The sequence below is a fragment of the Candidatus Poseidoniia archaeon genome, assembly GCA_030748895.1.
Lineage (GTDB): Archaea > Thermoplasmatota > Poseidoniia > MGIII > CG-Epi1 > UBA8886.
In genome coordinates this window covers 1-21,377 of sequence record JASMLC010000005.1, presented here as the reverse complement: position 1 = coordinate 21,377, position 21,377 = coordinate 1, and the positions used below count along the sequence as shown (strand labels likewise).

At 66.5% G+C, this 21,377-nt stretch carries 26 protein-coding genes; 19 read left to right on the top strand and 7 right to left on the bottom strand.

The genetic code is table 11. From position 1 onward, the window contains the following. Nucleotides 1-48: 48 nt before the first annotated feature. The 7 genes from QGG57_03070 to QGG57_03040 are packed head-to-tail and all read left to right on the top strand — an operon-like array spanning nucleotide 49 to nucleotide 6,104. Nucleotides 49-891, top strand: a complete 843-nt coding sequence (locus QGG57_03070) for a Dna2/Cas4 domain-containing protein (protein MDP7007154.1) — start codon at nucleotides 49-51, stop codon at nucleotides 889-891. A 28-nt stretch (nucleotides 892-919) separates the two neighbouring features. Continuing rightward, on the top strand, nucleotides 920-1,480 hold the full coding sequence (locus tag QGG57_03065) for a nucleoside-triphosphatase (GenBank protein MDP7007153.1): 561 nt from the start codon (nucleotides 920-922) through the stop codon (nucleotides 1,478-1,480). Beyond that, nucleotides 1,477-2,529 carry a hypothetical protein gene (locus tag QGG57_03060; GenBank protein ID MDP7007152.1) on the top strand — a complete coding sequence of 351 codons (1,053 nt, stop codon included), beginning with the start codon at nucleotides 1,477-1,479 and terminating at the stop codon, nucleotides 2,527-2,529. Before QGG57_03065 ends, QGG57_03060 begins: the two co-directional genes overlap by 4 nt. Before the next feature lie 50 nt (nucleotides 2,530-2,579). Continuing rightward, nucleotides 2,580-2,852, top strand: coding sequence for a DNA-directed RNA polymerase subunit L (locus QGG57_03055; protein ID MDP7007151.1), 273 nt, complete (start codon nucleotides 2,580-2,582; stop codon nucleotides 2,850-2,852). Continuing rightward, entirely contained in the window at nucleotides 2,849-4,135 is a 1,287-nt protein-coding gene (gene truD / locus QGG57_03050) for a tRNA pseudouridine(13) synthase TruD (protein MDP7007150.1), read from the top strand. Before QGG57_03055 ends, truD begins: the two co-directional genes overlap by 4 nt. A 26-nt stretch (nucleotides 4,136-4,161) precedes the next feature. Further along, nucleotides 4,162-5,493, top strand: a complete 1,332-nt coding sequence (locus QGG57_03045; GenBank protein MDP7007149.1) for a pentapeptide repeat-containing protein — start codon at nucleotides 4,162-4,164, stop codon at nucleotides 5,491-5,493. After that, entirely contained in the window at nucleotides 5,490-6,104 is a 615-nt protein-coding gene (locus QGG57_03040; protein ID MDP7007148.1) for a hypothetical protein, read from the top strand. Before QGG57_03045 ends, QGG57_03040 begins: the two co-directional genes overlap by 4 nt. Nucleotides 6,105-6,124: 20 nt before the next feature. On the opposite strand, the gene trxA is transcribed toward QGG57_03040, so the two are convergent. Next, entirely contained in the window at nucleotides 6,125-6,445 is a 321-nt protein-coding gene (trxA, locus tag QGG57_03035; protein ID MDP7007147.1) for a thioredoxin, read from the bottom strand. A 100-nt stretch (nucleotides 6,446-6,545) separates the two neighbouring features. Next, nucleotides 6,546-6,917, bottom strand: coding sequence for a DsrE family protein (locus QGG57_03030; GenBank protein MDP7007146.1), 372 nt, complete (start codon nucleotides 6,915-6,917; stop codon nucleotides 6,546-6,548). A gap of 103 nt (nucleotides 6,918-7,020) precedes the next feature. Between QGG57_03030 and QGG57_03025 the strand changes: the two genes are divergently transcribed. Both QGG57_03025 and mutL read left to right on the top strand, forming a co-directional pair. Continuing rightward, complete coding sequence (locus QGG57_03025) at nucleotides 7,021-7,791, top strand: FTR1 family protein (GenBank protein ID MDP7007145.1); 771 nt, start codon at nucleotides 7,021-7,023, stop codon at nucleotides 7,789-7,791. 44 nt (nucleotides 7,792-7,835) lie between these two features. Then, on the top strand, nucleotides 7,836-9,563 hold the full coding sequence (gene mutL / locus QGG57_03020; GenBank protein MDP7007144.1) for a DNA mismatch repair endonuclease MutL: 1,728 nt from the start codon (nucleotides 7,836-7,838) through the stop codon (nucleotides 9,561-9,563). Between the two features lies 1 nt (nucleotide 9,564). Here mutL and QGG57_03015 read toward each other — a convergent pair whose 3' ends face one another. Next, nucleotides 9,565-10,983: a DUF531 family protein gene (locus QGG57_03015; protein MDP7007143.1), complete on the bottom strand. Its 1,419-nt coding sequence runs from the start codon at nucleotides 10,981-10,983 to the stop codon at nucleotides 9,565-9,567. Between the two features lie 70 nt (nucleotides 10,984-11,053). Between QGG57_03015 and QGG57_03010 the strand changes: the two genes are divergently transcribed. After that, nucleotides 11,054-12,415 (top strand): TIGR01777 family oxidoreductase, encoded by a 1,362-nt coding sequence (locus QGG57_03010; protein ID MDP7007142.1) that lies wholly within the window; start codon nucleotides 11,054-11,056, stop codon nucleotides 12,413-12,415. Beyond that, a complete protein-coding gene (locus QGG57_03005) occupies nucleotides 12,412-13,083 on the top strand; it encodes a heparan-alpha-glucosaminide N-acetyltransferase (GenBank protein ID MDP7007141.1) in 672 nt (223 codons plus the stop codon). The genes QGG57_03010 and QGG57_03005 overlap by 4 nt, the downstream gene beginning before the upstream one ends. Nucleotides 13,084-13,169: 86 nt before the next feature. On the opposite strand, the gene QGG57_03000 is transcribed toward QGG57_03005, so the two are convergent. Continuing rightward, nucleotides 13,170-13,760, bottom strand: coding sequence for a hypothetical protein (locus QGG57_03000; GenBank protein MDP7007140.1), 591 nt, complete (start codon nucleotides 13,758-13,760; stop codon nucleotides 13,170-13,172). 140 nt (nucleotides 13,761-13,900) lie between these two features. Between QGG57_03000 and QGG57_02995 the strand changes: the two genes are divergently transcribed. Further along, entirely contained in the window at nucleotides 13,901-14,092 is a 192-nt protein-coding gene (locus QGG57_02995) for a hypothetical protein (GenBank protein ID MDP7007139.1), read from the top strand. Here QGG57_02995 and QGG57_02990 read toward each other — a convergent pair. Beyond that, nucleotides 14,089-14,469 (bottom strand): cupin domain-containing protein, encoded by a 381-nt coding sequence (locus QGG57_02990; protein ID MDP7007138.1) that lies wholly within the window; start codon nucleotides 14,467-14,469, stop codon nucleotides 14,089-14,091. The genes QGG57_02995 and QGG57_02990 overlap by 4 nt on opposite strands. Nucleotides 14,470-14,519: 50 nt before the next feature. Here QGG57_02990 and QGG57_02985 point away from each other — a divergent pair, with 50 nt between their 5' ends. From QGG57_02985 to QGG57_02965, 5 genes are read left to right on the top strand one after another with little or no spacing between them, the layout of a single operon-like run. Beyond that, nucleotides 14,520-15,158 carry a phosphatase PAP2 family protein gene (locus QGG57_02985; protein MDP7007137.1) on the top strand — a complete coding sequence of 213 codons (639 nt, stop codon included), beginning with the start codon at nucleotides 14,520-14,522 and terminating at the stop codon, nucleotides 15,156-15,158. Nucleotides 15,159-15,177: 19 nt separating this feature from the next. Beyond that, nucleotides 15,178-16,881 carry a M3 family oligoendopeptidase gene (locus tag QGG57_02980; GenBank protein MDP7007136.1) on the top strand — a complete coding sequence of 568 codons (1,704 nt, stop codon included), beginning with the start codon at nucleotides 15,178-15,180 and terminating at the stop codon, nucleotides 16,879-16,881. A 29-nt stretch (nucleotides 16,882-16,910) separates the two neighbouring features. After that, nucleotides 16,911-17,450: a hypothetical protein gene (locus QGG57_02975; GenBank protein ID MDP7007135.1), complete on the top strand. Its 540-nt coding sequence runs from the start codon at nucleotides 16,911-16,913 to the stop codon at nucleotides 17,448-17,450. Nucleotides 17,451-17,452: 2 nt separating this feature from the next. After that, a complete protein-coding gene (locus tag QGG57_02970) occupies nucleotides 17,453-17,917 on the top strand; it encodes a PaaI family thioesterase (GenBank protein MDP7007134.1) in 465 nt (154 codons plus the stop codon). Further along, complete coding sequence (locus tag QGG57_02965; GenBank protein MDP7007133.1) at nucleotides 17,914-18,282, top strand: DUF309 domain-containing protein; 369 nt, start codon at nucleotides 17,914-17,916, stop codon at nucleotides 18,280-18,282. Before QGG57_02970 ends, QGG57_02965 begins: the two co-directional genes overlap by 4 nt. On the opposite strand, the gene QGG57_02960 is transcribed toward QGG57_02965, so the two are convergent. Then, nucleotides 18,259-19,284, bottom strand: a complete 1,026-nt coding sequence (locus QGG57_02960; protein MDP7007132.1) for a tyrosine--tRNA ligase — start codon at nucleotides 19,282-19,284, stop codon at nucleotides 18,259-18,261. The genes QGG57_02965 and QGG57_02960 overlap by 24 nt on opposite strands. 228 nt (nucleotides 19,285-19,512) lie before the next feature. On the opposite strand from QGG57_02960, the gene QGG57_02955 reads away from it, so the two are divergent. Both QGG57_02955 and QGG57_02950 read left to right on the top strand, forming a co-directional pair. Next, entirely contained in the window at nucleotides 19,513-19,869 is a 357-nt protein-coding gene (locus QGG57_02955; protein ID MDP7007131.1) for a hypothetical protein, read from the top strand. After that, nucleotides 19,866-20,621: a PAC2 family protein gene (locus QGG57_02950; protein ID MDP7007130.1), complete on the top strand. Its 756-nt coding sequence runs from the start codon at nucleotides 19,866-19,868 to the stop codon at nucleotides 20,619-20,621. Before QGG57_02955 ends, QGG57_02950 begins: the two co-directional genes overlap by 4 nt. Nucleotides 20,622-20,747: 126 nt before the next feature. Here the strand turns inward: QGG57_02950 and QGG57_02945 are convergent. Then, nucleotides 20,748-21,377 (bottom strand): PKD domain-containing protein (locus QGG57_02945; protein ID MDP7007129.1); only part of this gene is annotated, 630 nt, incomplete at its 5' end.

The window sequence follows — 21,377 nt, the reverse complement described above, 5'->3', positions numbered from 1 at the left end:
TGCCCCCGGCTGGGGATTTTCCCGGACCCAACCCCGGACTTAACACCGATGAGCAAGGAAGTCATCTCGGCCTCCGAGATGGAGCGGTATGGATACTGCCCCCTCTCGTGGTGGCTGGGCCGCACTGGCGTCGACGCCGAAGGCAGCGAAGTCGCGAGTGGCCTTGAGAAACATCAGGAAATCGGCGACTCGCTCAAGACGCTGCTCCATGAGGAGCACAAGTCGCGCGAGACCTCAAGCACGCTGCTGGCGGTCGTACTCTACATCGGGATACTGGTGCTGGTGGCGCTCTTCATCCTGTGGCGCATTGGCTCCAACGAGGGCGAAATCATGTTAATCGTGAGCCTGTTTTTCATGTTGGGCGCATCGTTCCTGCTCTACCGGCTGCTGCAGTCGACCGAGCGTGTCGACAAACTGCGCGACGATTACAAGCTGGGCGAGGGCGAAATCGAGGCGCCGGACGATATGACTGCGAAAGCACCGGTCCTCAAGTCGGAGAAACACAACCTCGCGGGGAGACCTGACTACATCCTGCACGAGGACGGCGTGCGCATCCCGGTCGAGGTCAAGACCGGCCGCCGTCCGCGGGCGCCTTTCTTCAGCCACGTGCTGCAGGCGGGCGCCTACTGCCTGCTGGTCGAGGAAATGTACGGCAAGTCCCCGCCCGGCGGGCAGCTGCGCTATGGCCTCGAGACCGAGCCGCACACGGTCGAGTGGGAGCCGAAGCTGAAGGCCATTGTGCTCGAGAAGCTGGAAGAGATGAACGACGCGCTGGCGGGACAGAGTGAGGTTCACCGCAACCACAACCGCCCTGGCAAGTGCCAGAACTGCTCGCGCCGCAGGGGCTGCCCGGAGCGGCTCGACAAGCCGCCGGCGGGCACCAACACTTAAACCACTGCGCCGCTTTGGGAGGCTCCACATGATTCCAGTCAAACTTGCTATTTCAGGACAGCCGGGCACCGGCAAGACCGGGATGGTACTGAAAATCGCCGGGATGGTGAGCGATCGCTTCAGCATTGGCGGCTTCACTACCCACGCTGTCGAGGAAGATGGCGTGATGATTGGCATCATGCTGCGCGACTACATTACCGGCGAAGAGGAGCTGGCTGCCTCGGTGCGCTGGGACGTCAAGCCGCGCGTGCCGGGACGCACCCCGGAGGCGACGCCGCTCGGCATCCGGCTCGACACGGTCAAGCGCATCGCCGCCGGCTCGGTGCTGCGCGCTATCGAGGAGAACGACCTGATTCTCATCGACGAAGTCGGCAAGCTGGTTTCGGAGTCGAAGGAATTTGCCGAGGCGCTGGACGACGCGCTCGAGTGCGGCAAGCCGATGCTGATTACGATGCACAAGCGGTCGCGCAACCCGCTGCTACAGTCCATCCGCAAGCGGGACGACCTGCGCACGCTTGAGGTGACGCGCATCAACTCCGGCCTGCTGCCGTCGAAAGCGGTGCGCATCCTCAAGACCGGAATGGTGTGAAGCTCCACCGCGAAGGGGCGGTTGAGTTCGAGGCCGAAGTCTCAGGCCCCGGTTCCGGACCGGGAAAGGCGGGCGGCGTATTCTACAATCCCGCCATGGCGTTCGCACGCGACCTGCACGTAGCGCTCTGGCGTAAGCTGGCGCCGGCCGGGGTAACGCTCGACGGCCTGGCGGCATCGGGCGTGCGCGGGCTGCGGTTGATGGCCGAGGTTGGCGCCAGCGTTGAGTTCTGCGACTGCTCGCCGCTTGCCGCGGAGGCGATTCGCGCCAATCTGGCGCGCAATTCGCTCGCGGCGCAGGTGTACGAGGGCGACCTGCTCGAAGTGCTGGAGGGGCGCGAATTCGGCGCGCTCGACATCGACCCCTTCGGGACGCCGGCACGCTTCCTCCCCGTCGCCGTGCGGGCGGTCGCCGACGGCGGCATCCTCGGTGTGGCGGCGACTGACACTGCGGTCCTGTGCGGCGCGCAGCCGACGGCGTGCGAGCGGCGCTACGGGGCGCTACCGCTGGCGGGGGTCGCCGCCAAGGAAGTCGGCCTGCGCATCCTGCTCGGCGCCATCGCGCGCGAAGCGGCCGCGGCGGGGTGCGCCATCACGCCGCTGCTCTGCTACGCCGAAGGCCACCACCTGCGGGCGTGGGTGCGGCTGGCGCCGGGCGAATCGTCGCCGCTGCGCTGGCTCTCGCGCGAGATGGTGCTGCACGACGAGCCGGCGCGTGGCCGTGCGGGGCCGCTCTGGGCCGGCGCGCTGGGCGACCCGGAAGCGTTCCCCGACGAGGCAGAGTTGCCGGGCCAGCCGGCGGCGGCTCGTCGCCGCCGGCTGGAACGCATGCTGGCGACACTGCGCGCGGAGCTGCCGGGGCCGCCGGGGCTGTGGGACATGAACGAGATGGCGCGCGCGGCCGGCGAGGGGGAGACGCCCGCCCGCGAACGCATCGTGGTCGCCTTGCGGGAACGCGGCTGGTTTGCATCGTCGAGCATCTTCCACCCGCTCGGCATTCGCACCGACGCACCGCTCGACGAGCAGGTCGCTGCGGTGCAATCCTTATAAACGGCAGGCAGGTCCGCGCCACCCCGGCGATTGTGCCGGTAAGAGGCACGATGGAAGTCACGCAGGTCAGCAAGTCGAAAAACGAGCTGGAAATCAAGGTCCACGGCGCCAACGAGACGCTGCTGGGGCCACTGCTCAATCGCACGCTGGCAGACCCGCAGGTGGACTACGCTTCCTACTACATGGGGCACATCCTGCTGGACGACCCCCGTTTCTACGTCCGGACCAAGAAAGGCGCCCCGAAGGCAGCCATCGACCGTGCGATGGAATCCGTCCTCGCCGACATCGCCGCTATCCAGGACCAGCTCGCCAAAGAGGCATGAGCCTCCCGGAGCCGGGACGCGAGCCATACTTCTCCAGCGCTGACGGGATAGCCGGCCGGCTGCGCGCGACCCCCGAGGATTTTGCGGTCATTGAGCGCGAGCTGCTGCCACCCGAGGCATCCGATGGTCGCCATACGGTCGTGCGCGTTACGGCGCGCAACTGCGAGACCAACCTGCTGCTGCGCGACCTCGCCCGTGCGCTCGGCATCCGGCCCCACGCCCTGGGCTTTGCCGGCACCAAGGACAAGCGCGCCGTCACGACGCAGCTGATGAGCGTGCGCGCCAGCCCCGGGGCGCTCGCCGCGGTCACGCTGCCGGGCGTCACGCTCGAGCCGCTGCACCGCACGCCGAAACCGCTGCGGCTGGGGCAGCTGCGCGGCAACCGCTTCTGCATCCGCGTCGCCGATGCGGTCGAGCCGGAGAAACGCGTTCCCGCGATTCTGGCGGAGCTGGCGGGGCGCTTCCCCAACTACTTCGGCGTCCAGCGCTTCGGCGCGTCGCGCCCCGTCACGCACCGGGTCGGCGAGGCGCTGTTGCAGGGCAACTGGCAGCGCGCGGTCGAGACCTACATCGGTGCGCCAGCGACGGAAGCGGCCGACGCGAGCGAAGCGCGCGCCGCGGCCGAGGCGGCGCGCGCTCACTACCGCGAAACCGGTGACCCGGCGGGGACGCTCGAGGCGCTGCCGGGGTCGCTGCTCTTCGAGCGGCAGCTAGTCGGCCACCTGCTGCGCCAGCCCGACGACTGGCAGGGGGCGCTACAGCGGCTGCCGCCGAACCTGCAGCAGATGTTCATCCACGCCGCGCAGGCCGCCCTGTTCAACGAGATGGTTGCGCAGCGGCTTGCGCAGCGGTTGCCGCTCGACGTGCCGCAGGCGGGCGACATCGTACTGCCGGCCGACCGGCACGGCGGCCCCGACCAGCGCGCGCCGATTGCGGTCACCGCGCGCAACCAGCCCAAGCTCACGAAGCGCTGCGCCGAAGGCAAGGCGTGGGTCACCGCGCTGCTCCCCGGCCTCGCGGCGCCGTTCGCCGACGGCCCGCAAGGCGATATCGAGCGGCAAGTGGTTGCGGAGAGCGGCATCGCTCGCGAGCGCTACGCGCTGCCGGAGGCGCCGCGGCTCGCCTCCGACGGACTGCGGCGCCCCATCCACGCTACGGCCCAAGCCCTGGAGTGGCGCATGGATGGCGCCGTGCCGGAGTTCCGTTTCGCGCTCGACAAGGGCACCTACGCCACCAGCTTCATGCGCGAAATCATGAAAGCGGCGGACCTGCGCGCATACTGATATAGCCCGGGAAAAGTGCGTGCGGCATGGACGCAGGCAATCCCACCCAGACGGCGCTCGTCGCCGGAGGACTGGCAGTCGTGCTGCTGCTGAACGTGTTCTTCAGCAGCTCGCTGCAATCCGACATCAATAACGTCGAGTCGACCGTCGCGAGCAACGACGCCGACATCGCCACGCTGAACGCCGAACTCGGGGCAATCTCCGACATCCTCGACGCCGACTTGGCGCTCATCGAAGCGCTCGACGCGCGCGTCGATGCGCTCGAGAACGAGAGCGCTGACAACACCACCGACACGCAAATCGCCGAATTGCAGGCTGAAATCGATGCCATCATCGACATCCTCGATGCCGACCTGCTGCTGATGGAGGCGGTCGAGGCGAACATCAGCGCGGTCGCCGCCAACCTCGCTGCGGTCGAGCTCCGGCTCGCCGCCGCTGAGGCAGCAGTTACGACACTCGAGATTGCGGTCACGAATATCAACCAGATACTCGACCAGCACGCCGCCGACATCGCCGCGCTCGAAGCGGAACTCGAGAACGCGACGAGTTGCCAGCTGGTGCCGTTCGGCAACTGCGCCGACGCAGACCTGAGCGGCGCGGACCTGAGCGGGATGGACCTCACCGGTATCGTCCTGCGCAGCGCCAATCTGGAGGGTGCTAACCTTTCCGGGGCGAGACTGAACGAGAGCCTGCTGATGAACATCGAGGGTAATAGTTCCACGAACTTCTCCAACGCCTACCTGCAGTATGCGGACCTGACGGATGCCGACCTGCGGTATGCGGACCTGACGGGTGCCTACCTGGGGTCTGCGGACCTGACGGATGCCGACCTGTACGATGCGGACCTGACGGGTGCCGACCTGCGATTTGCGGACCTGACGGGTGCCAACCTGGAGGATGCGGACCTGACGGATGCCCACCTGTGGTATGCGGACCTGACGGATGCCAACCTGGTGTATGCGGACCTGACGGATGCCAACCTGTACAGTGCGGACCTGACGGATGCCTACCTGGTGTCTGCGGACCTGACGGATGCCAACCTGTGGTGGGCGGACCTGACGGATGCCAACCTGTACAGTGCGGACCTGACGGATGCCGACCTGGGGTCTGCGGACCTGACGGATGCCAGCCTGTCCAGTGCGGACCTGACGGATGCCGACCTGTCTTATGCGGACCTGACGGGTGCCCACCTAATGCATGCAAACCTGACGGGTGCCGACCTGTACGGTGCGGACCTGAAATTCGCCGACTTCACGTCAGCGACTGTTACTAACACTAACTTCGACGACACATACTGGCACCAGACCATCTGGACCGACGGCGACCGCTACGATAGTAACCCACCAGCACCGGCGTGAGCGAGCTCGAATACCCCGTGCGGGTCGGCGACGCGACCTTCGGGCCGATGCCGGTGTCGCGGCTGCGCGCCGACCTGGAGAGCGGCGCGCTGTCGCACGCGGCGCACTTCTGGGACGGCAACCGCTGGGCGCCCGCGGTCGCGCTGCTGGCGATTCCGCCCGGCAGCGCGCCGGGGGAGGGCGGTGCGGCGGGCGCTGCCGGCGTTGCGGCCGCCGAGGCTGACGACTGGAGCGAGGAGACCGGCCGCTGGGCGGGGGTGCCGCAGGCGGAGCGGCCGCCGCTGCCGGCTTCGCGCGCGTGGCCGGTGGTCGGCCATCGCGGGCGCTGGCTGATGCTCTACGGCGACGTACTGGTGCTCGACGGCGGGACGCCGACTGCGCGCGAGCTGCTCGACCAGTTCGCGGGGCGGGCACCTACCGGCGGCATCCCGCTCGACGGGCTGGTCAACGTCACGCTCATACCGGCGGGCGGCGGTGCGGTGGCGGTCGAGGCGTGCGGTATCGAAGGCATGTACGAAGTGTTCGCGTTGCGCTGCCGGCTCTCGGCTGCCGACGCGACGGAGCTGCGGGCCGAACTGGAGCGCGACGAAGTACGGGTCGTTGCCGGCTGAACGTGCGCGACGTTTTGAGCCTAGAAATGCGGCTCGAGCTTCGCCATAATCTGCGGCTTGGGCAGCGCGCCGACCATCTGGTCGATTTTCTCCCCGTTCTTGAAGAGCATCATGGTCGGGATGGACATGATGCCGTGCTTTGACGCGACCGCCTGGTTCTCGTCGGTGTTCACCTTGGCGATGGTCACCTTGTCGCCGTGCTCGCCGGAGATTTCGTCCAGCACCGGCGCCACCATGCGGCAGGGGCCGCACCAGGGTGCCCAGAAGTCGACCAGCACCAGCTTGTTGTCGGCGATAGTTGACTCGAACGTGTCGTCTGTTACTTCGATTGCGTTGCCCATATAATTCACTCCATTAGCGGCCTTCGGGACCGCGGTAAGCGCGCCACTTCAGGGGGCTGTTAAACGCTTTTGCGCCGTGCCAGCGCGCTGGCGCGGCGCGTCACCCGGAGATGACCTGCCAGCCGCGCGCGATGGCTTGCGAGACGCGCTGCGGCGCGAGCGCTTCGCGCACCTTCAGCGCCGGCACGATGCCGCGCTCGGCGAGCGAATGCGAGCAGGCGAAGACCGCGCCGCCCAGCTCGCCGATGACCTGCAACGCCGCCTGCGCTTCCGTGAGCGATTCGTCTGCCAGCACCGCGCCGGCCGCTTCGTCATCATCGCTCCCGGCCAGCCACGCAACCGCGTCGCCCTGTAGCAGCACGGCGACGCCGTGGTCGCCGCTGCCGGCCTGCGATTCCGCCAGCCGCAGCAGCTCCAGCGCGCGGACCGCGTCGGCGGGACCGCTCAGCAGCAGGTAGAGGGCGCCGGGCATGGTGCGGCAGCCGCGCGCGGGCCATAAGTCCATCGCTCGCAACGCGATTTTTTAGGTCGCCCTAAATATTAAATAGGGCCGTTTTTTAGGTCGCCCGAAATCCATGTTATCCAACCTTGATGAACTGGCTGCGGGGGGCGTAATCGGCTTCCGCGAGGCGCTCGAAGCCGCGCTGATTATCGGCATTCTGGTCGCGCTGTTGCAGCGCACCGACCGCGGCGCGATGGTGCGCTGGGTCTGGGCGGGCGTCGCGGCGGCGCTCGTCGCGTCCATCGTGACCTGGCAGGCGTTTTTCCTGCTCGCGGGCGAGTTCTCGAAGTATAACGAGGAGCTCTTCGAGGGTATTCTATACCTGTTCGCGGCGGCGCTGATTACGACGGTGGTGCTGCACATCTTCGGCCACGACACGCGCCGCATGCTCGAGCGCAAGGCGGAGGCGGCCATCGAGCGCCGCGAAGCCTTCGGGATGGGGCTGCTCGCCTTCGTTTCGGTCTGGCGCGAGGGGGTCGAGACAGTAATCTTTCTCGGTGCCGGGACGCAGACCGTCGACGCCCGCGTTGGCGCGCTGGTCGGCATCGTGCTGGCGTGCGGGCTTGGCTGGCTGATTTTCTCGTCGACGCGCAAGATTGACCTGCGGCTGCTGTTCGACGGCTCGACCGTGCTGCTGCTGCTTTTCGCCGCCTTCCTGGTCTCGAAGGCGATGTACGAGTTCGGCGAAATCGGGCTGATTCCCGAGAGCGCGCTGCTGTCGGGCGCGGCGGTGCTGGCCTATTTCGGCATAGCGCATGTCGTCTCGAGCCGCTACGGCATCTCGCTGGTGCAGGCGTTCAGCAACCTGCTGCGCGACCTGACGCCCGGGAAAAACGGCACCTGAATCCAAGGTCAGGCTGATTAACCGCTCGCGGCTGCGCGTCTCCGATGGGGCGCATCCGGCTGCTGGACGAGCATACTGTAAACCGCATCGCCGCCGGCGAGGTCATCGAGCGGCCGGCGTCAGTTGTCAAGGAACTGGTCGAGAACGCGCTCGATGCCGGCGCGACCCGCATCGCGGTGCGCGTCGAGGAGGGCGGCGTTGCGCTGGTGAGCGTCCGCGACGACGGCTGCGGGATGGAGCGCGGCGACGCGCTGCTGGCGTTCCAGAAGCACGCGACGTCCAAAATCCGCGATTTCGACGACCTGCTCGAAGCGGCGACCGCCGGCTTCCGCGGCGAGGCACTGGCGTCCATCGCTGCCGTCGCCCGTGTGCGGCTGACAACCTGCGAGCCCGATGCGGATAACGGGACGCGGGTACTGGTCGAAGACAACCGCGTCGAGGCGGTCGAGGATATCGCCGCGCCGACCGGGACGACGGTCGAGGTAGCGGAGCTGTTCCATGCGCTGCCGGCGCGTGCCAAGCACCTGAAGCGGCCGGCGACCGAGCTGCGGCACATCATGCGCGCCGTGACGGTGCTCGCCATCGCCCGCGCCGAAGTCGGTTTCGAACTGGTCCATGGCGACCGGACGCTCATCGACGCCCCGCAAGGCGACCTGCGCGAGCGCATCGGGATGCTGCTGGGGCGCGAGACGGCGCGCGAGCTGGTCGAAGTGGATTTCGAATCGCCAGCACTCTCGATTGCAGGGATGCTCGCCAAGCCTGCCATTACACTGCGGTCGCCGCAGAAGCTGTTCCTGCACGTCAACGGCCGGCCGGTGCAGGCGCGCTCGCTGGCGTATGCGACCCGCGCCGCCTACGGCAACCTGCTGCACGAAGGCCATTTTCCCGTCGGGGCGCTGTTCCTGACGCTGCCGCCCGACGAGGTGGACGCCAACGTCCACCCTGCCAAGCGGGTGGTGCGGCTGGCGCGCGAGGATGCGGTCTGCTCGACGCTGCGCGAAGTGGTCGAACGGGTGCTACAGGAGCAGGCGCTGGTACCGCATCTGGAGCTGGGCGAGCCCACTCCCGCGCTGCCGCATGGCGCGGCTGCGACCGCAGCCGCACCGGCTGGCGCAGCGCCGACTTCCGCGAGCGGAGTGCAGGCGCAGCTGGCGGTCGCGCAGCCTGACCAGCCACTACCGGCGAGCAGTTTGCCGGGGATGCGACCGCTCGAACTTCTCGACGACCGATATATAATAGCTAAAGGCCCGGACGGCGTCTACATAATCGACTTCCACGCCGCGCACGAACGGGTGATGTACGAGCGACTGCGGCTCCAGTCGCAATATCAGCGCGTTGGCACGCAGGAGCTGCTCGAGCCGCTCAGCCTGGAGCTCTCGCGCGCTGAGGGTTCGGCGCTGGAGCAGCTGCTGCCCGAGCTCGGAGAACTGGGCTTCGCCATCGAGCGCTTCGGCGCTAGCAGCTTCGTCGTCCGCTCGGTCCCGGCGCTGCTCGCCGGTGGCGGCCCGCAGCGCGTGCGCGAAGCGCTGCAGGAAATCGTCGAGTCGGGCGGCATGAAGTCGGCGCAGGAGCGGCACGAGCGGCTGCTTTACTCCATCGCGTGCCATTCGGCGCTGCGCGCTGGCGACCGGCTGACGCTGGCGCAGATGGAGTTCGTGATTCGCGAGATGGCGTCCATCCCCAATCCCTACGCGTGCGTCCACGGCCGCCCGACGGTGATGACTATCACTCCCGCCGAGCTCGATCGCAAATTCAAGAGAACCGGATTTTAGTTCAGTATTGCGCCAGCCGCTCCGCAATCACACCCATCGCGGTCGCGGTTTCCAGCTCGACGCCGTAGCCTGTCAACTCAAGGTGGAACTTGGCCGCTTTGAGCAGCTTGCCCGGCAATCCCTGCGGGCCGACTCCCAGCATCAGGCAGAGGCGGCCTTCGAACGGCACGGGCGGTTCCGGCTTGCCCGGCTGGGGAGTCGTCGCGACCAGCGTTCCGGCCCACTTTCCCGGGACGCCGTCGAACAGCTTCACGCGGTCGGCACCGACGAGCGCCGCGAACCATTCGCCGCCGTCGGCGCGCGACTCGCGCGCGACCCGCTGCGCCAGCCGCGGCAGCTCGGTTTGGGGGAAATCGACCAGCGCCAGGTCGAGTCCGAAACCGGCGCAGAGCGCCCCTGCCCGCGCGAGCGCTCGCAAGTGCGGTGGCTTGAGGCCGCCGCGGTAGCCGTTCCAGAGGCCGAGCACATGCTCCCCCTTCAGGGTCGGCAGCTTGACGGCCGCCGCAGGCCTGGCTTTCGCGACCTTGCCGCCCAGCCGCTCCTTCCCGCGCGCGAGCGTCTCAAGCACTCGCTGCCGGGTCGTGGCATCGTCGATGCTGGCAGCCAGTTCGCCCCCTTCAGCCAGCCACGCCTTCGCGGTGTCGCGGTCGCCCAGCCGATGCGCTGCGCCAGCGAGCGTTCCGAGCAGCCGCGCCGCTTCGTCGGATGGTCGCTGCCGCGCGGCAGCGACCAGCGACTCAAGCTCGTCCTTCGCAGTGACCGACACGAGGTAGCGCAACCCGCTCGCGTTCGGCTCCAGCGCCAGCGCCTGCTCGAGCGCGGTCGGCGAAATGGCGCGTTCGCTGCGGCGCAGTTGCAAATGGAGGTAGCCCAGCAGCCGCACCGCCTGATTGCGGGGCAGGCGCGAGAGATGCGCCATCACCGGTGCCGGCTGCAAGTCGCCCGCCCACGCCCGCAGCACCGGCTTGGCGGACGCGACTTCCTGCTCGGCGTTGGCGAGCGCCAGCTCGAGCAGGTCGTGCTGAAACTGGGGGGGCAGCCGCGGCGCGGCGGCCTTGAGTACGGTCACCAGCGTCTCGCCATGCAGCGTTCGCAAATGCCCCACCAGCGCGCGCAGCACCGGCGGGCGGTCCCCCGCAGAGCGCCAGTCGGCGAGCTGCTTCGCCAGTTCGCCGACCAGTTCGGCGTGGCGCCATTCCTGCTCGACACGCTCGGCGCAAGCCAGCGCTTCTCTCGCGAACTCCTGCGCCCGCACTTGCGCGATATCGTCGCGACCCGAGAGCTCGACCAGCGCCAGTGCGCAGTAGTATGGCTCGAGAGCGTGTGCCTGCTCGACCAGCGCTTCCAGCGGAGCCCCCTGTCGCGAACGCCGTATCAACGTGCGGCAGGCGGATGGCATATGTTCGCGACGACGCGCCACGCAGTCCGAAGCCTTGCACGGCTTAAGGTCGCCGGCCGCGCCACTTATGGCGTGCTGTCCTTCGGCAGGCGTGGAGCTCTTCGAGCGCGAGACCGAAATCGCAGCGCCGGTTGAGCAGCTTTTCGGCTGGCAAGAACGGCCCGGTGCTTTTGAGCGGCTGGTGCCGCCGTTCGACCCCGTGACGGTGCTACGCCGCGAAGGCGACCTGCAATCCGGGACAGTCGAGCTGCGCGTTCGCGCTCCTTTCCGCCGCAAGTGGGTCGCGCGGCACCACGGCTACGTCCGCCAGCGGCAGTTCGTCGACACGATGGAGCGCGGGCCGTTTCGCCACTGGGAGCACACCCACCTGTTCGAGCCGCTGCGCGAAGGGCGGTCGCTGCTGCGCGACCGCGTCGAATACGAGGCGCCCTTCGGCGCGCTCGGCCGCGCTGTCGGCGGCGTCGAGCAGCGCGTCGCGCAACTCTTCGGCTACCGCCACCACGTCACGCGCCACGACGTCGAGGCGCACTCCCGGTTTCCGGGGCGACTGCGCGTCGCGATTACCGGCGCCAGCGGGCTGATTGGCTCGGCGCTGGCGCCGTTCCTGACTGCGGGTGGCCATGCGGTGAGCCGCATGGTGCGACGCGCCCCGCACGCGGGCGAAATCGAGTGGTCCCCGACACGCCACTACATCGGCCCCTTGGAGGGCCATGACGCGGTCGTCCACCTTGCGGGCGAAAACGTCGGTGCGCTGCTGCGCTGGTCGCCCGCCAAGCGCAGGGCAATCCGCGAGAGCCGCATCGCCGGGACACGCTTGCTGGCGGAGCACCTTGCGGCGATGGTCGTCCCGCCGCGCACGCTCATCTGCGCGTCGGCCATCGGCTGGTACGGCGACCGCGGCGACGAGCCGCTCACCGAGGACGAGCCGCCGGGCGACGACTTCTTCGCCGAAGTGGTGCGCGACTGGGAGGCGGCGTGCGAACCGGCGCTGGCGGCCGGCATCCGCGTCGTCAACCTGCGCTTCGGCATCGTGCTCTCCCCGCAAGGCGGTGCGCTGCCGCGGATGCTCCCGCTCCCCTTCGCGCCGCTCGCGGGCGGCTCCATCGGCGGCGGCCAGCAGTGGTGGTCGTGGGTCGCGCTCGACGACGCGATTGGTGCAATCCACCACGCGCTCTGCGACCAGCGGCTGCGCGGGCCGCACAACGTCGTCGCCGGGGCGGTCCGGCAGCGCGACTTCGCCGCGACCGTTGGCCGGGTGCTGCGGCGGCCCGCGGTGATTCCGCTGCCGCGCTTCGTCGTCGGCGGCGCGATGGGCGAGATGGGGCGCTCGCTGCTGCTCGCCAGCGTACGCGCCTCGTCGGAGCGACTTGCCGCGCGCGGCTACCGCTGGCGCCTGCCGGAACTCGAGCAGGCGCTGCGGCACCTGCTGGGACGGCGCGAGTTCGACGCATGAGCCGTCGTCTCGACGAGCTCGACGCGCTGCGTGGAGTCGCGCTGGGGATGATGCTGCTCTCCAATTTCGTCAGCGACCTGGATTTCTTCGACGCTATGGAAGTGGCCGCAGGCAGCGGCTGGTGGTGGTTTTCGCGCCTGACGGGGGGGCTGTTCGTTGCCGTGGCGGGCGTCGCGGCGTTTCTGGCCAGCCGCACGGGCGACCCCCGCCAGGCGCTGCGCCGCTCCCTGAAGCTGGCCGGCATCGCCTATGGCATCACACTCGTCACCTGGCTGGCGCTGCCGCACGCCTTCGTGCGTTTCGGCGTGCTGCATCTGCTGGCGCTGGCCGGCCTTGTGGCGCTGTCGCTGCGCGGGCGCGAGCGGCTGGCGCTGCCGCTCGGCGCAGCCTGTTTGCTGCTGCCGTGGCTGGCGCTGCCGGGCGGCGAATGGCTCGGGCTGCGCGCTTACGATTTCATGACGGTGGACTACTTTCCGCTCAAGCCGTGGCTCGGGGTTTTCCTGCTCGCCTTCTGGGCGAGCAGCCGCGCCTACGCCGAAGGGCAGCCGCTGCTGGCGCGCGAGTGGCCCGCGCCGCTATTGTGGGCGGGGCGACGCACGCTGCCGATTTACCTGCTGCACCAGCCGTTGCTGGTGGGAGCGCTGCTGCTGGCAGGATTTCAGTTATAGGACTGCCGAGAGCTTGCGCTCTGGAAAAAAGGGGTGGGGCGGGGGAGCTGTGAGCCCCCGCCCTCCGTTGGACCAGTTAGACGAATCTAACCTAGTCGCTTGCTGCCGATTACGTCGCCGGTGTTATCGAATTTGACTTCGAGTGACCATTCGTCTTCAGCGGGGCCGTTGGAAGAGTGGCCATTGCCGCGTGCGGTGAACTTGTCACCAGCTGACAGCTTGCCGTCCCGGTCGTTGTCGTTGAAGGTGACGGCGTAGAGTGCTCCGTCATCCGCATCGACCGCGTCCGAGCGCGTCTGCAGGTCTGCGTCGCAGCTGTCGCCACATGTGGCGTCGTAGCTGACGTCGACCCCGACCACGTTGCCGGAGAGATTCTGCATTGCAATCTCACCAAATTCACTGGTCGTGCCCGTACTGTCCAATAGATAATACGCATAATCTTCAATGTCATATTCAGCAGTTGTATTGGTGACCGTGCAGTAATAGTCTCCAGAACTGTCTTCCGTGTATGTGAAATTTACCCAGCCGGACTCCTCATTCGGAGACAACCCGCCGTAAAATCCAAGCGGCAGGAAGGCCTCGCCTGGCCCATCAGCTTCTGCATTTGAGGCCAGAAAAATAACCGCTGCAAACAACAACGTCGCCAGAAGGCTGGAAGTCCGGATATTCAAAACCATTTTTGTCTGAATGTCTCGGGATATATATACGATTTGGTTCTATCTTCTGCATCCCCGCGCCGTCGCTGGCCGCCGCCGTGGCCGTCATCGCGCTGCGCCGCCCGAGAAACACCTAAACCCCACCCGGCGGTGGTGCCTGCATGACCAACTATCACTGCCACGATTGCGGCATGTCGGTCAGCGGCCTGACCTGCGGCGGCTGCGGTGCCGATCTGGTGCCCGGCAGCGTGACCAAGGACGACGGCACCGTCGTCGCCACGTCGGAATGCCCGGCCGGCTGCGGTCGCATCAAGTCGCCAATGTGCTGCGGCAACGATATGCACGCGCACTAGCGTCTGACCGCGTCCAGCGACACGACCGTCGCGTCGCCGACGACCTCGGCCGAGTGCTCGGCGCCGGCCGGGACTTCGAGCCAGTCGCCCGGCCCCAAATCGACGAAGCGGCCGTGCATTCCCATGCGGAAAACCCCCTCAAGCACCGCGTCAATCTTCGCCACGCCGTGCGTGTGCGGCGGGAAGCGGGTGCCCGGCGGGTAGGCGTAGCGCGCGACCGCGTAGCCGCGCGCCTCGAGCAGCGCGCGCAACTTCGCCTCGGTGGGCGGGCCGTCGCGCTCGGCGTCCCAGCGGCGCAGCGCGTCGCCGACCCCGGCGGTGAACTCTGGCGTGCCGGCGTCGCGCAGGTTGACGACAGGGATTGATGTGCGGCCCATGTGCGTAGGAGTCGCCGCCAGCGCTTAAACCCGCGGTCCCTGCCGGTCGCATGAACCCTGTCGAGCGCTTACTGGCGTCGCGCAGCGGGATGCAACTGCGGCTGCAGGTGCTCGGGGCGCTGCTCATTTTCGAGTATACCGGCTACGCTCTCATCAACCACCTGACGGTGTGGCGTGCTGACACGCTCGGGCACAACTACCTGGAGCCGTGGTCAGCACTCGACGAGAGCATTCCGTTCGTCCCGGCCGCCATCCTGCTCTACCTGCCGCTGCTGCCGATGGTCGCGGTGCCAGCGTTCGTGCTCTCCGAGGCGAAAATCCGCACCGGCTTCTGGACCTACATAGGGGTCATCGTTTCGTCGTTCGCCGTCTTCCTCATCGCGCCGATGAAGATGTCGCGCGCCGGGCTTGTGCCCGGCGCGCTAACGCCGCTGTTCGAGCTGCTCTGGACGATTGACCCGCCCTTCAACACCTTCCCCAGCCTGCACGTCTCGCTCGCGACCCTCGCCGCGCTGGTGGTGTGGCAGCACGACCCGCGGCTCGGCCGCTGGATGGCGCTTGGCGCGAGCGTGCTGACAGTCTCGACCTTCCTGGTCAAGCAACACTTCCTCATCGACGCGGTCGGCGGGGTGGCGGTCGCCGCGCTCTGGTATCGCTACCACTACTTGCCCCGCGCACGGCTCAAATAGCCGCGGCAGCTGGCCCGCCATGTCGCTGCCAGCCACTAGCGCCGAGCTGCTTGACTGGGGCTGGGACGACTACGCGCCGCACTACGAAGCGCTCGCGAGCGCCGAACTGGACGCGGCGTCCGTCGGCGACTGGCTACAGCAGTGGTCGGACCTGGTCGAACTGCTCTCGGAAGTCGGCACGCGGATGCACATCGCGACGACGGTCGACACCACAGATACGGAGGCTCGCGACGCCTACCACACCTTCCTGAAAGAGGTGGGCGAGCCGGCGCAGGCGGCCGAGCAGCGGCTGAAGCAGCACCTGCTCGCGTCGAGACTCGAGCCGGACGGCTTTGCCATCCCGCTGCGCGCGATGCGCAGCGAGGCGGAGCTCTACCGCGAGGCGAATTTGCCGCTCTTCACCGCGTCGAAGAAGCTCGCCAACCGCTACGACGAAATCATCGGCGCGCAGTCGGTCGAGTGGGACGGCGAGGAAAAAACGCTGGCGCAGCTACAGCCGGTGATGCTCGAACAGGACCGCGACCGCCGCGAGGCTGTCTGGCGGCTGGTGACGGAACGTCGCCTGCGGGACCGCGACGCCATCAGCACCATCTGGCAGGAGCTGCTCGAGCTGCGCTGCCAGATTGCCGCCAACGCCGACTGTGAAGATTTCCGCGAATTCTGCTGGAAGGCGCTGCAGCGCTTCGACTATTCGCCCGAGGACTGCCTTGAATTCCACGAGGCGATTGCCGCGGTGGCGCTGCCGGCCGCCGGGAAGCGGCTCGCGCTGCGGCGCGAGGCGCTGGGCGTGGGCGATTTGCGGCCGTGGGACCTGGCGGTCGACCCGCACGGCCGCGGGCCATTAGCGCCCTTTGGCGACGTTGACGAGCTTGAGGCGGGCTGCGAGCGCATCTTCGAGGCGGTCGCGCCCGAACTCGGCGCGCGGTTCCGCACCATGTGCGACGGCGGTCTTCTGGACCTTGACAACCGCAAGGGGAAGGCGCCGGGCGGCTACTGTACCGAATACCACCGACAGCGGCTGCCGTTCATCTTCATGAACGCCGTCGGGGTCCACGGCGACGTGCAGACGCTGCTCCACGAAGGGGGACACGCGTTCCACGTCTTCGAGTCCGCCGCGCTGCCGTATGCGATGCAGCGCGAAGTCGGAATGGAGTTCGCCGAGGTGGCGTCGATGGCGATGGAGCTGCTGGCGGCGCCCTACCTTGCGGAGCGCGACGGCGGCTTCTATTCCGAAGAAGAGGCGGCGCGCGCTCGCGGCGAGCATCTGGAGCGGTCGCTGCTCTTCTGGCCCTACATGGCGGTCGTCGACGGCTTCCAGCACTGGGCCTACACCCACCCGCAGGCGGCGGCGCAGCCGGCGGAGTGCGACGCTGCGTGGCTCGATTTGTGGCTGCGGTTCCATCCACACCTTGATTGGAGCGGCTTCGAGGATTACGTCGCGACCGGCTGGCACAACAAACTGCACCTTTACCACGTGCCATTCTACTACGTCGAATACGGCATGGCGCAGCTCGGCGCGGTGCAAGTCTGGTCTAACGCGCTGCGTGACCAGCAACAGGCGGTCGCCGACTACCGCCGCGCGCTCGCGCTAGGCGCGACGGTGACTCTGCCGGAGCTCTACGCCGCAGCGGGCGGCCGCTTCGCCTTTGATGCGACGACGCTGGGTGACGCAGTGTCGCTCATCGAGCGCACACTGGGGGAGCTGACGGCAGAGGAAACTTAATTACACAGATGACCAAAATCAGTTCGATGGTGATAGATGACTGGGGGAAAATCGGCGTTGCAGTTCTGACTGCGGTCATGATGCTTGGGGCATTTTCGGGATGCATTGACTCCATGGACCAGATAGATTTTGATTGCCCGCCAACTTATTACTATGAAGGAGTGACTGCTAATCTTTTTTTTGAAAATATGGAATATAATGATACGAAAATGCGTGATTATTTTTTTGGTGATGGAAATTCGTCAGAAGAATTCAATGCAACAATCTATGACTCTTCTTTAGAATTTGATATGATTGACAGCAATAATACAACTCATATTGTTGCATATGGAATGATAAGGGGTGAGTCAGCACACATGAGAGTCTTATTGTTCAGTTATGATAGTACGGACGACACTTTCGTGGCTGATTCCTTAGAAGAACTGGAAAATATGACGAAAGAAACTTTTGCCAATGAGACCATCAAATTCGAACCAGCGGTCGAACATTTTACCTCGTTATTCAAGGATGAGTTTGCCGACCCTTCAAACATAAAATACGAGATGAATTATAATATGAGGGTATGTTGACCATGACCGAAGCCGTGCAGGACAGCTACGCGCCGGACAGCATTTGCTTCGGCTGCGGCCCTGCCAACGAGGATGGGCTCCGCATCAAGTCGTTCCGCGAGGGGGAGGGGCTCCGCATGGCGTTCCAGCCGCAGGCGCAGCACCAGGCGTTTCCCGGCGTCATCAATGGCGGCATCATCGGCGCGCTGCTCGACTGCCACGGCAACTGGACCGCCGCCATCGCCATCATGGACCGGCTCGGGCTGGAGCAGCCGCTCTGCACTGTCACCGCGCAGTACGAGGTGAAGCTGCGGCGGCCGACACCGTTCGGCCCCGCGCTGGAGGTGCGCAGCCGCGTGCTGGCGCTCGAGGACGACCGCGCCGAGGTGATGCTCGAACTCAAGGCCGACGGGGAAACGTGCGCCACTGGACGTGGGCTGTTCGTCGCCGTGCGGGAAGGTCATCCGGCGTGGCACCGCTGGGGATGAGCGACGACGAATTGTGGCGCGCCGCGCTGCGCCACCACAACGCCCGCGACTACCACGAGGCGCACGAACTCTTCGAGGATTTATGGCTCGAGCTGGGCAATCGCGCCGACAAGGACATCGCGCAGGCGCTCGCGCAGGCCGATGCGCTGGCGGTGCACCTGGAAACCGGCAACCTGCGCGCCGCGCAACGGCTGATGCGCCAGCTCCCGCAACTCGCGGCGGCGCTGCCCGACGCGTGGCGCGGTGCCGAGCTGCGGCCGCTGCGCGAGTGGGTCGCCGCGGTCACCGCGGCGATTCCCCCGCAAGGCGACCTGCCGTCGGCGGAGCGGCGTCCGCCGCCTTCAATCGGCGAGTGCAGCGGTTAGCGCCTTGAACGGGCCGGGCTCGGCCGCGACTGCGGCGCGCATTGGTTCGAAAAGCCGGTCAAGCGCGGCGGCGGTGCCGTTCTTCAGGTCGAGCGGGTGCAGCTCGCCGCCGGCGCACGCCGCTTCGAGCGCGCTGTAGTCGGCGAACTCCACGGGACCGCCGAACTTCTCGGGGCGGTCAATCGTGACGCCGTCCAGCGCGGGGGCGAGCAGGTGCTCCCAGATATCCAGCACGGGGTTGCCCTTGCGCTCGGGCGGGCAGAACGCCTTCGAGAGCTTCTTCTGCAACTGCTTCGCGCTGTCGTGCACCAGCAGCGCGCCGCTCGGGTCGGACTTCGACATCTTGCTGTCGGCGTCCATGCGGCCCGGCCCCGAGAGCGAGCCGAGCAACGGCGTGTGCAGCGCAACAATCTTCGGCAGCCGCAGCTTCTCGGCGGCGTCGCGCGCCAGCATGTGCGCGTGCCGCTGGTCCATCCCGCCCAGCGCGAGGTCGGCTTTGAGCGCGTAGATATCGGTCGCCTGCATGGCAGGATAGAAGAACATGCTCGTGTCAGAGTCGGCTTCGTCTTCGCTGCGCCCCATAATCGAGACCGCACGCCGCATGCGCTTCAGCGAAGTCGCCTTGGCAACGCGTAGCACCCGCTCCCAGTAGCCGTCGCTGCGCACCAGCTCGCTCGCGGTCTGGAACTCGGCGCCGGGGGCGAACGCGCCAAACATCTGCCGCTGGTACTCGACCCCGGCGCGCAGCGCGTCCCAGTCGCTGCCGAGCTTGTTGTTGATGTAGCCGTGCCAGTCGGCGAGCAGGACGGTAACGCGAAAGCCGGCAGCAATCAGGTCGCGCACCTTGAGCATCGGCACCAGCGACCCCGCGTGCAGCAACCCCGACGGCTCGAAGCCGACGTAGGCCTTCGGCTGCGCCTTCGCTTCCAGCAGCGCCTCCAGCTCAGGCAGGGTAACGCACTCGGCCACGCCGCGCAATACCGTTGCAAGTCGTTCCGCCATCGCCGCTTCAACCGCATGCACCCTTTTAGCGGCTGCGGCGAGCCTGCCACGGGCAGGGTTGCCGCCAAGCCGCGCCGCGAAGCCCGCGACCAGAGGGAGCGGGCAAAGCAGCGGCTGCGGCCGTTCTGGCGGCTGCTGGCAGCGGGGGGCACGGCAGGCAGTTAAACCGCTACAAAACGCGTGGATAAGTATTTATAACGACGACCGGGTCGACGGCCGGAGCGAAATATGTCCGAAGCTGTAGACAATCCGGAAGTACTCGAGGCAGTCCGCCTGCTGATGGGCGACATCGTAAGCAAGAAGCGTTACGTCATGCTTCCCGGTGGAGCGGACGACGGTGACGCAGTCATTGGCCGCTTCCGCACTGTCAGCGACGCACATCGCTACGCGAAGCGCAACGACATTGACGGCTTCACACTCTGGACCGAGCTGCATCTTGGCGAGGGCGGTGAGGACGACGAGGAGTTCGACCTTGAGGAAGAGTTCGAGGAGAGCGACCTTGACGACGAGCTGGGTGACCTGCTCAGCGACGACGAGGAGCTACCCGACCTCGAAGATGATGAGGACCTGGACGACCTTCTATGAGTCCCCAGGTTGAAATCCACGAACTTGTAGAAAAGGACTTGAAAGGCGCGACCGTTATCGACGGCTTTCCCGGTGTAGGACTGGTCGGCACGATTGCTGCCAACCACCTCATCAACTCCCAGGGCCTTGAGCAGATTGGCGTCATCGAGAGCTCCCATTTTCCCGCAGTTTCCGTAGTCAAGGATGGCGTTCCGCACAACCCCGTACGGCTCTACGCCGGAGAGCAGAGCTGCCGCGACGGCACCTGCAACCAGCTGGTGGTCTGCGTCAGCGAATTCTCGCCGCCGGCGCAGCTGACCAAGCCGCTGGTCACCGCGCTTTTTGACTGGATGCTCGACAAGGGCTGCACCCGGCTGGTTTCAGCCGAGGGATTCCACGCTGCCGATGGTGACGCTGTCCCCGACGAAGTCTACGGCGTCGGCTCGACCGAGGCCGCACGTGGCTGGATTGGCGATGCGGGCGTCAACCCGTTCAAGTTCGGCACCATCGGCGGCGTTTCGGGAGTGATGCTCAACGAGGGCAAACGGCGCGGAATCGACGTACTGAGCCTGCTGGCCGAGGTCAAGGAAGACTTGCCCGACGCCCGTGCGGCAGCCCGCGTTATCGCGGCACTGGACGAGCTACTGCTCGCCATCAAGCTTGACCCGGAGCCGCTGCTGAAAGAAGCGGAGGAACTCGAGGCGCAGCTGCGCCTGATGCGCGACCAGGCGCCCTCCGAGGCGCGGTCGGAATCACCACGGTACATCGGCTAACACAATATTTTTTAATATTATTTGGGGACCTTACCCCCTATTGCCCTGTATTTTGCCAGAACCGCACGAAAACACCCCTCCCCCCTTGGAATTCTTGCAGGTGCTACAATGGACGAGATAGCGCCTTCAGCGCCGGCGGCGCAGCGCGATGACGGCCATGGCGGCGACGGAGGCGGCCCGCGACGGCGCGGGGATGCCTTCCTCATCCTCTCCGGCGTCCGTGACAGTAACATTGCCTTCGTCATCAATCTGAATTATCTTCTCCGTCACCGTGATGACTACCGTATCTGTATCGGTGAAGCCGTCGTTGTCGGTGACCCGCAGCATCGCTGTGTAAACGCCCACGTTGTTGTAGATGTTGAGTTCCCGGCCGTTCTCGGTTGATGACCAGTCGTAAACCCCGTTGCCATCGAAGTCCCACTCGTACTTTGCTATGGTGCCGTCCTCGTCGGTCCCCTGGCCGTTGAACTGGACTGGGACGGTGGGCGTGGTCGATACATCATCTCCGGCAATTGCTACCGGCACTGCGTAAATCCACAGCCCCCATTCAGAATCACTGCTCCAATCCCCATCATTGTCCTGCACCCGGAAGGTGATTGTGTGGTGTCCAAGAGACAAATTGTTGCTGCTGAAGTTCGCTTCCGTGCTTAAATCCCCATCAAACGATGATTCCCAATGGTAGGCCACAACCGTACCGTCACTATCAGAGCCAGAGCCGCTGAAGACTACGGTCGTTCCCTTTTCGGAAGGTGAGGG

Excerpts from the sequence above, each read along its gene's own strand:
- QGG57_03005 (MDP7007141.1), top strand. The coding sequence starts at position 12,412 with ATGAGCCGTCGTCTCGACGAGCTCGACGCGCTGCGTGGAGTCGCGCTG.
- QGG57_02965 (MDP7007133.1), top strand. The coding sequence starts at position 17,914 with ATGAGCGACGACGAATTGTGGCGCGCCGCGCTGCGCCACCACAACGCC.
- QGG57_02985 (MDP7007137.1), top strand. The coding sequence starts at position 14,520 with ATGAACCCTGTCGAGCGCTTACTGGCGTCGCGCAGCGGGATGCAACTG.
- mutL (MDP7007144.1), top strand. The coding sequence starts at position 7,836 with ATGGGGCGCATCCGGCTGCTGGACGAGCATACTGTAAACCGCATCGCC.
- QGG57_03070 (MDP7007154.1), top strand. The coding sequence starts at position 49 with ATGAGCAAGGAAGTCATCTCGGCCTCCGAGATGGAGCGGTATGGATAC.
- QGG57_02970 (MDP7007134.1), top strand. The coding sequence starts at position 17,453 with ATGACCGAAGCCGTGCAGGACAGCTACGCGCCGGACAGCATTTGCTTC.
- QGG57_03000 (MDP7007140.1), bottom strand. The coding sequence starts at position 13,760 with ATGGTTTTGAATATCCGGACTTCCAGCCTTCTGGCGACGTTGTTGTTT.
- QGG57_03065 (MDP7007153.1), top strand. The coding sequence starts at position 920 with ATGATTCCAGTCAAACTTGCTATTTCAGGACAGCCGGGCACCGGCAAG.
- QGG57_02955 (MDP7007131.1), top strand. The coding sequence starts at position 19,513 with ATGTCCGAAGCTGTAGACAATCCGGAAGTACTCGAGGCAGTCCGCCTG.
- QGG57_03030 (MDP7007146.1), bottom strand. The coding sequence starts at position 6,917 with ATGCCCGGCGCCCTCTACCTGCTGCTGAGCGGTCCCGCCGACGCGGTC.
- QGG57_02960 (MDP7007132.1), bottom strand. The coding sequence starts at position 19,284 with ATGGCGGAACGACTTGCAACGGTATTGCGCGGCGTGGCCGAGTGCGTT.
- QGG57_03025 (MDP7007145.1), top strand. The coding sequence starts at position 7,021 with ATGTTATCCAACCTTGATGAACTGGCTGCGGGGGGCGTAATCGGCTTC.
- truD (MDP7007150.1), top strand. The coding sequence starts at position 2,849 with ATGAGCCTCCCGGAGCCGGGACGCGAGCCATACTTCTCCAGCGCTGAC.
- QGG57_03045 (MDP7007149.1), top strand. The coding sequence starts at position 4,162 with ATGGACGCAGGCAATCCCACCCAGACGGCGCTCGTCGCCGGAGGACTG.
- QGG57_02980 (MDP7007136.1), top strand. The coding sequence starts at position 15,178 with ATGTCGCTGCCAGCCACTAGCGCCGAGCTGCTTGACTGGGGCTGGGAC.
- QGG57_02950 (MDP7007130.1), top strand. The coding sequence starts at position 19,866 with ATGAGTCCCCAGGTTGAAATCCACGAACTTGTAGAAAAGGACTTGAAA.
- QGG57_02990 (MDP7007138.1), bottom strand. The coding sequence starts at position 14,469 with ATGGGCCGCACATCAATCCCTGTCGTCAACCTGCGCGACGCCGGCACG.
- QGG57_02995 (MDP7007139.1), top strand. The coding sequence starts at position 13,901 with ATGACCAACTATCACTGCCACGATTGCGGCATGTCGGTCAGCGGCCTG.
- trxA (MDP7007147.1), bottom strand. The coding sequence starts at position 6,445 with ATGGGCAACGCAATCGAAGTAACAGACGACACGTTCGAGTCAACTATC.
- QGG57_03055 (MDP7007151.1), top strand. The coding sequence starts at position 2,580 with ATGGAAGTCACGCAGGTCAGCAAGTCGAAAAACGAGCTGGAAATCAAG.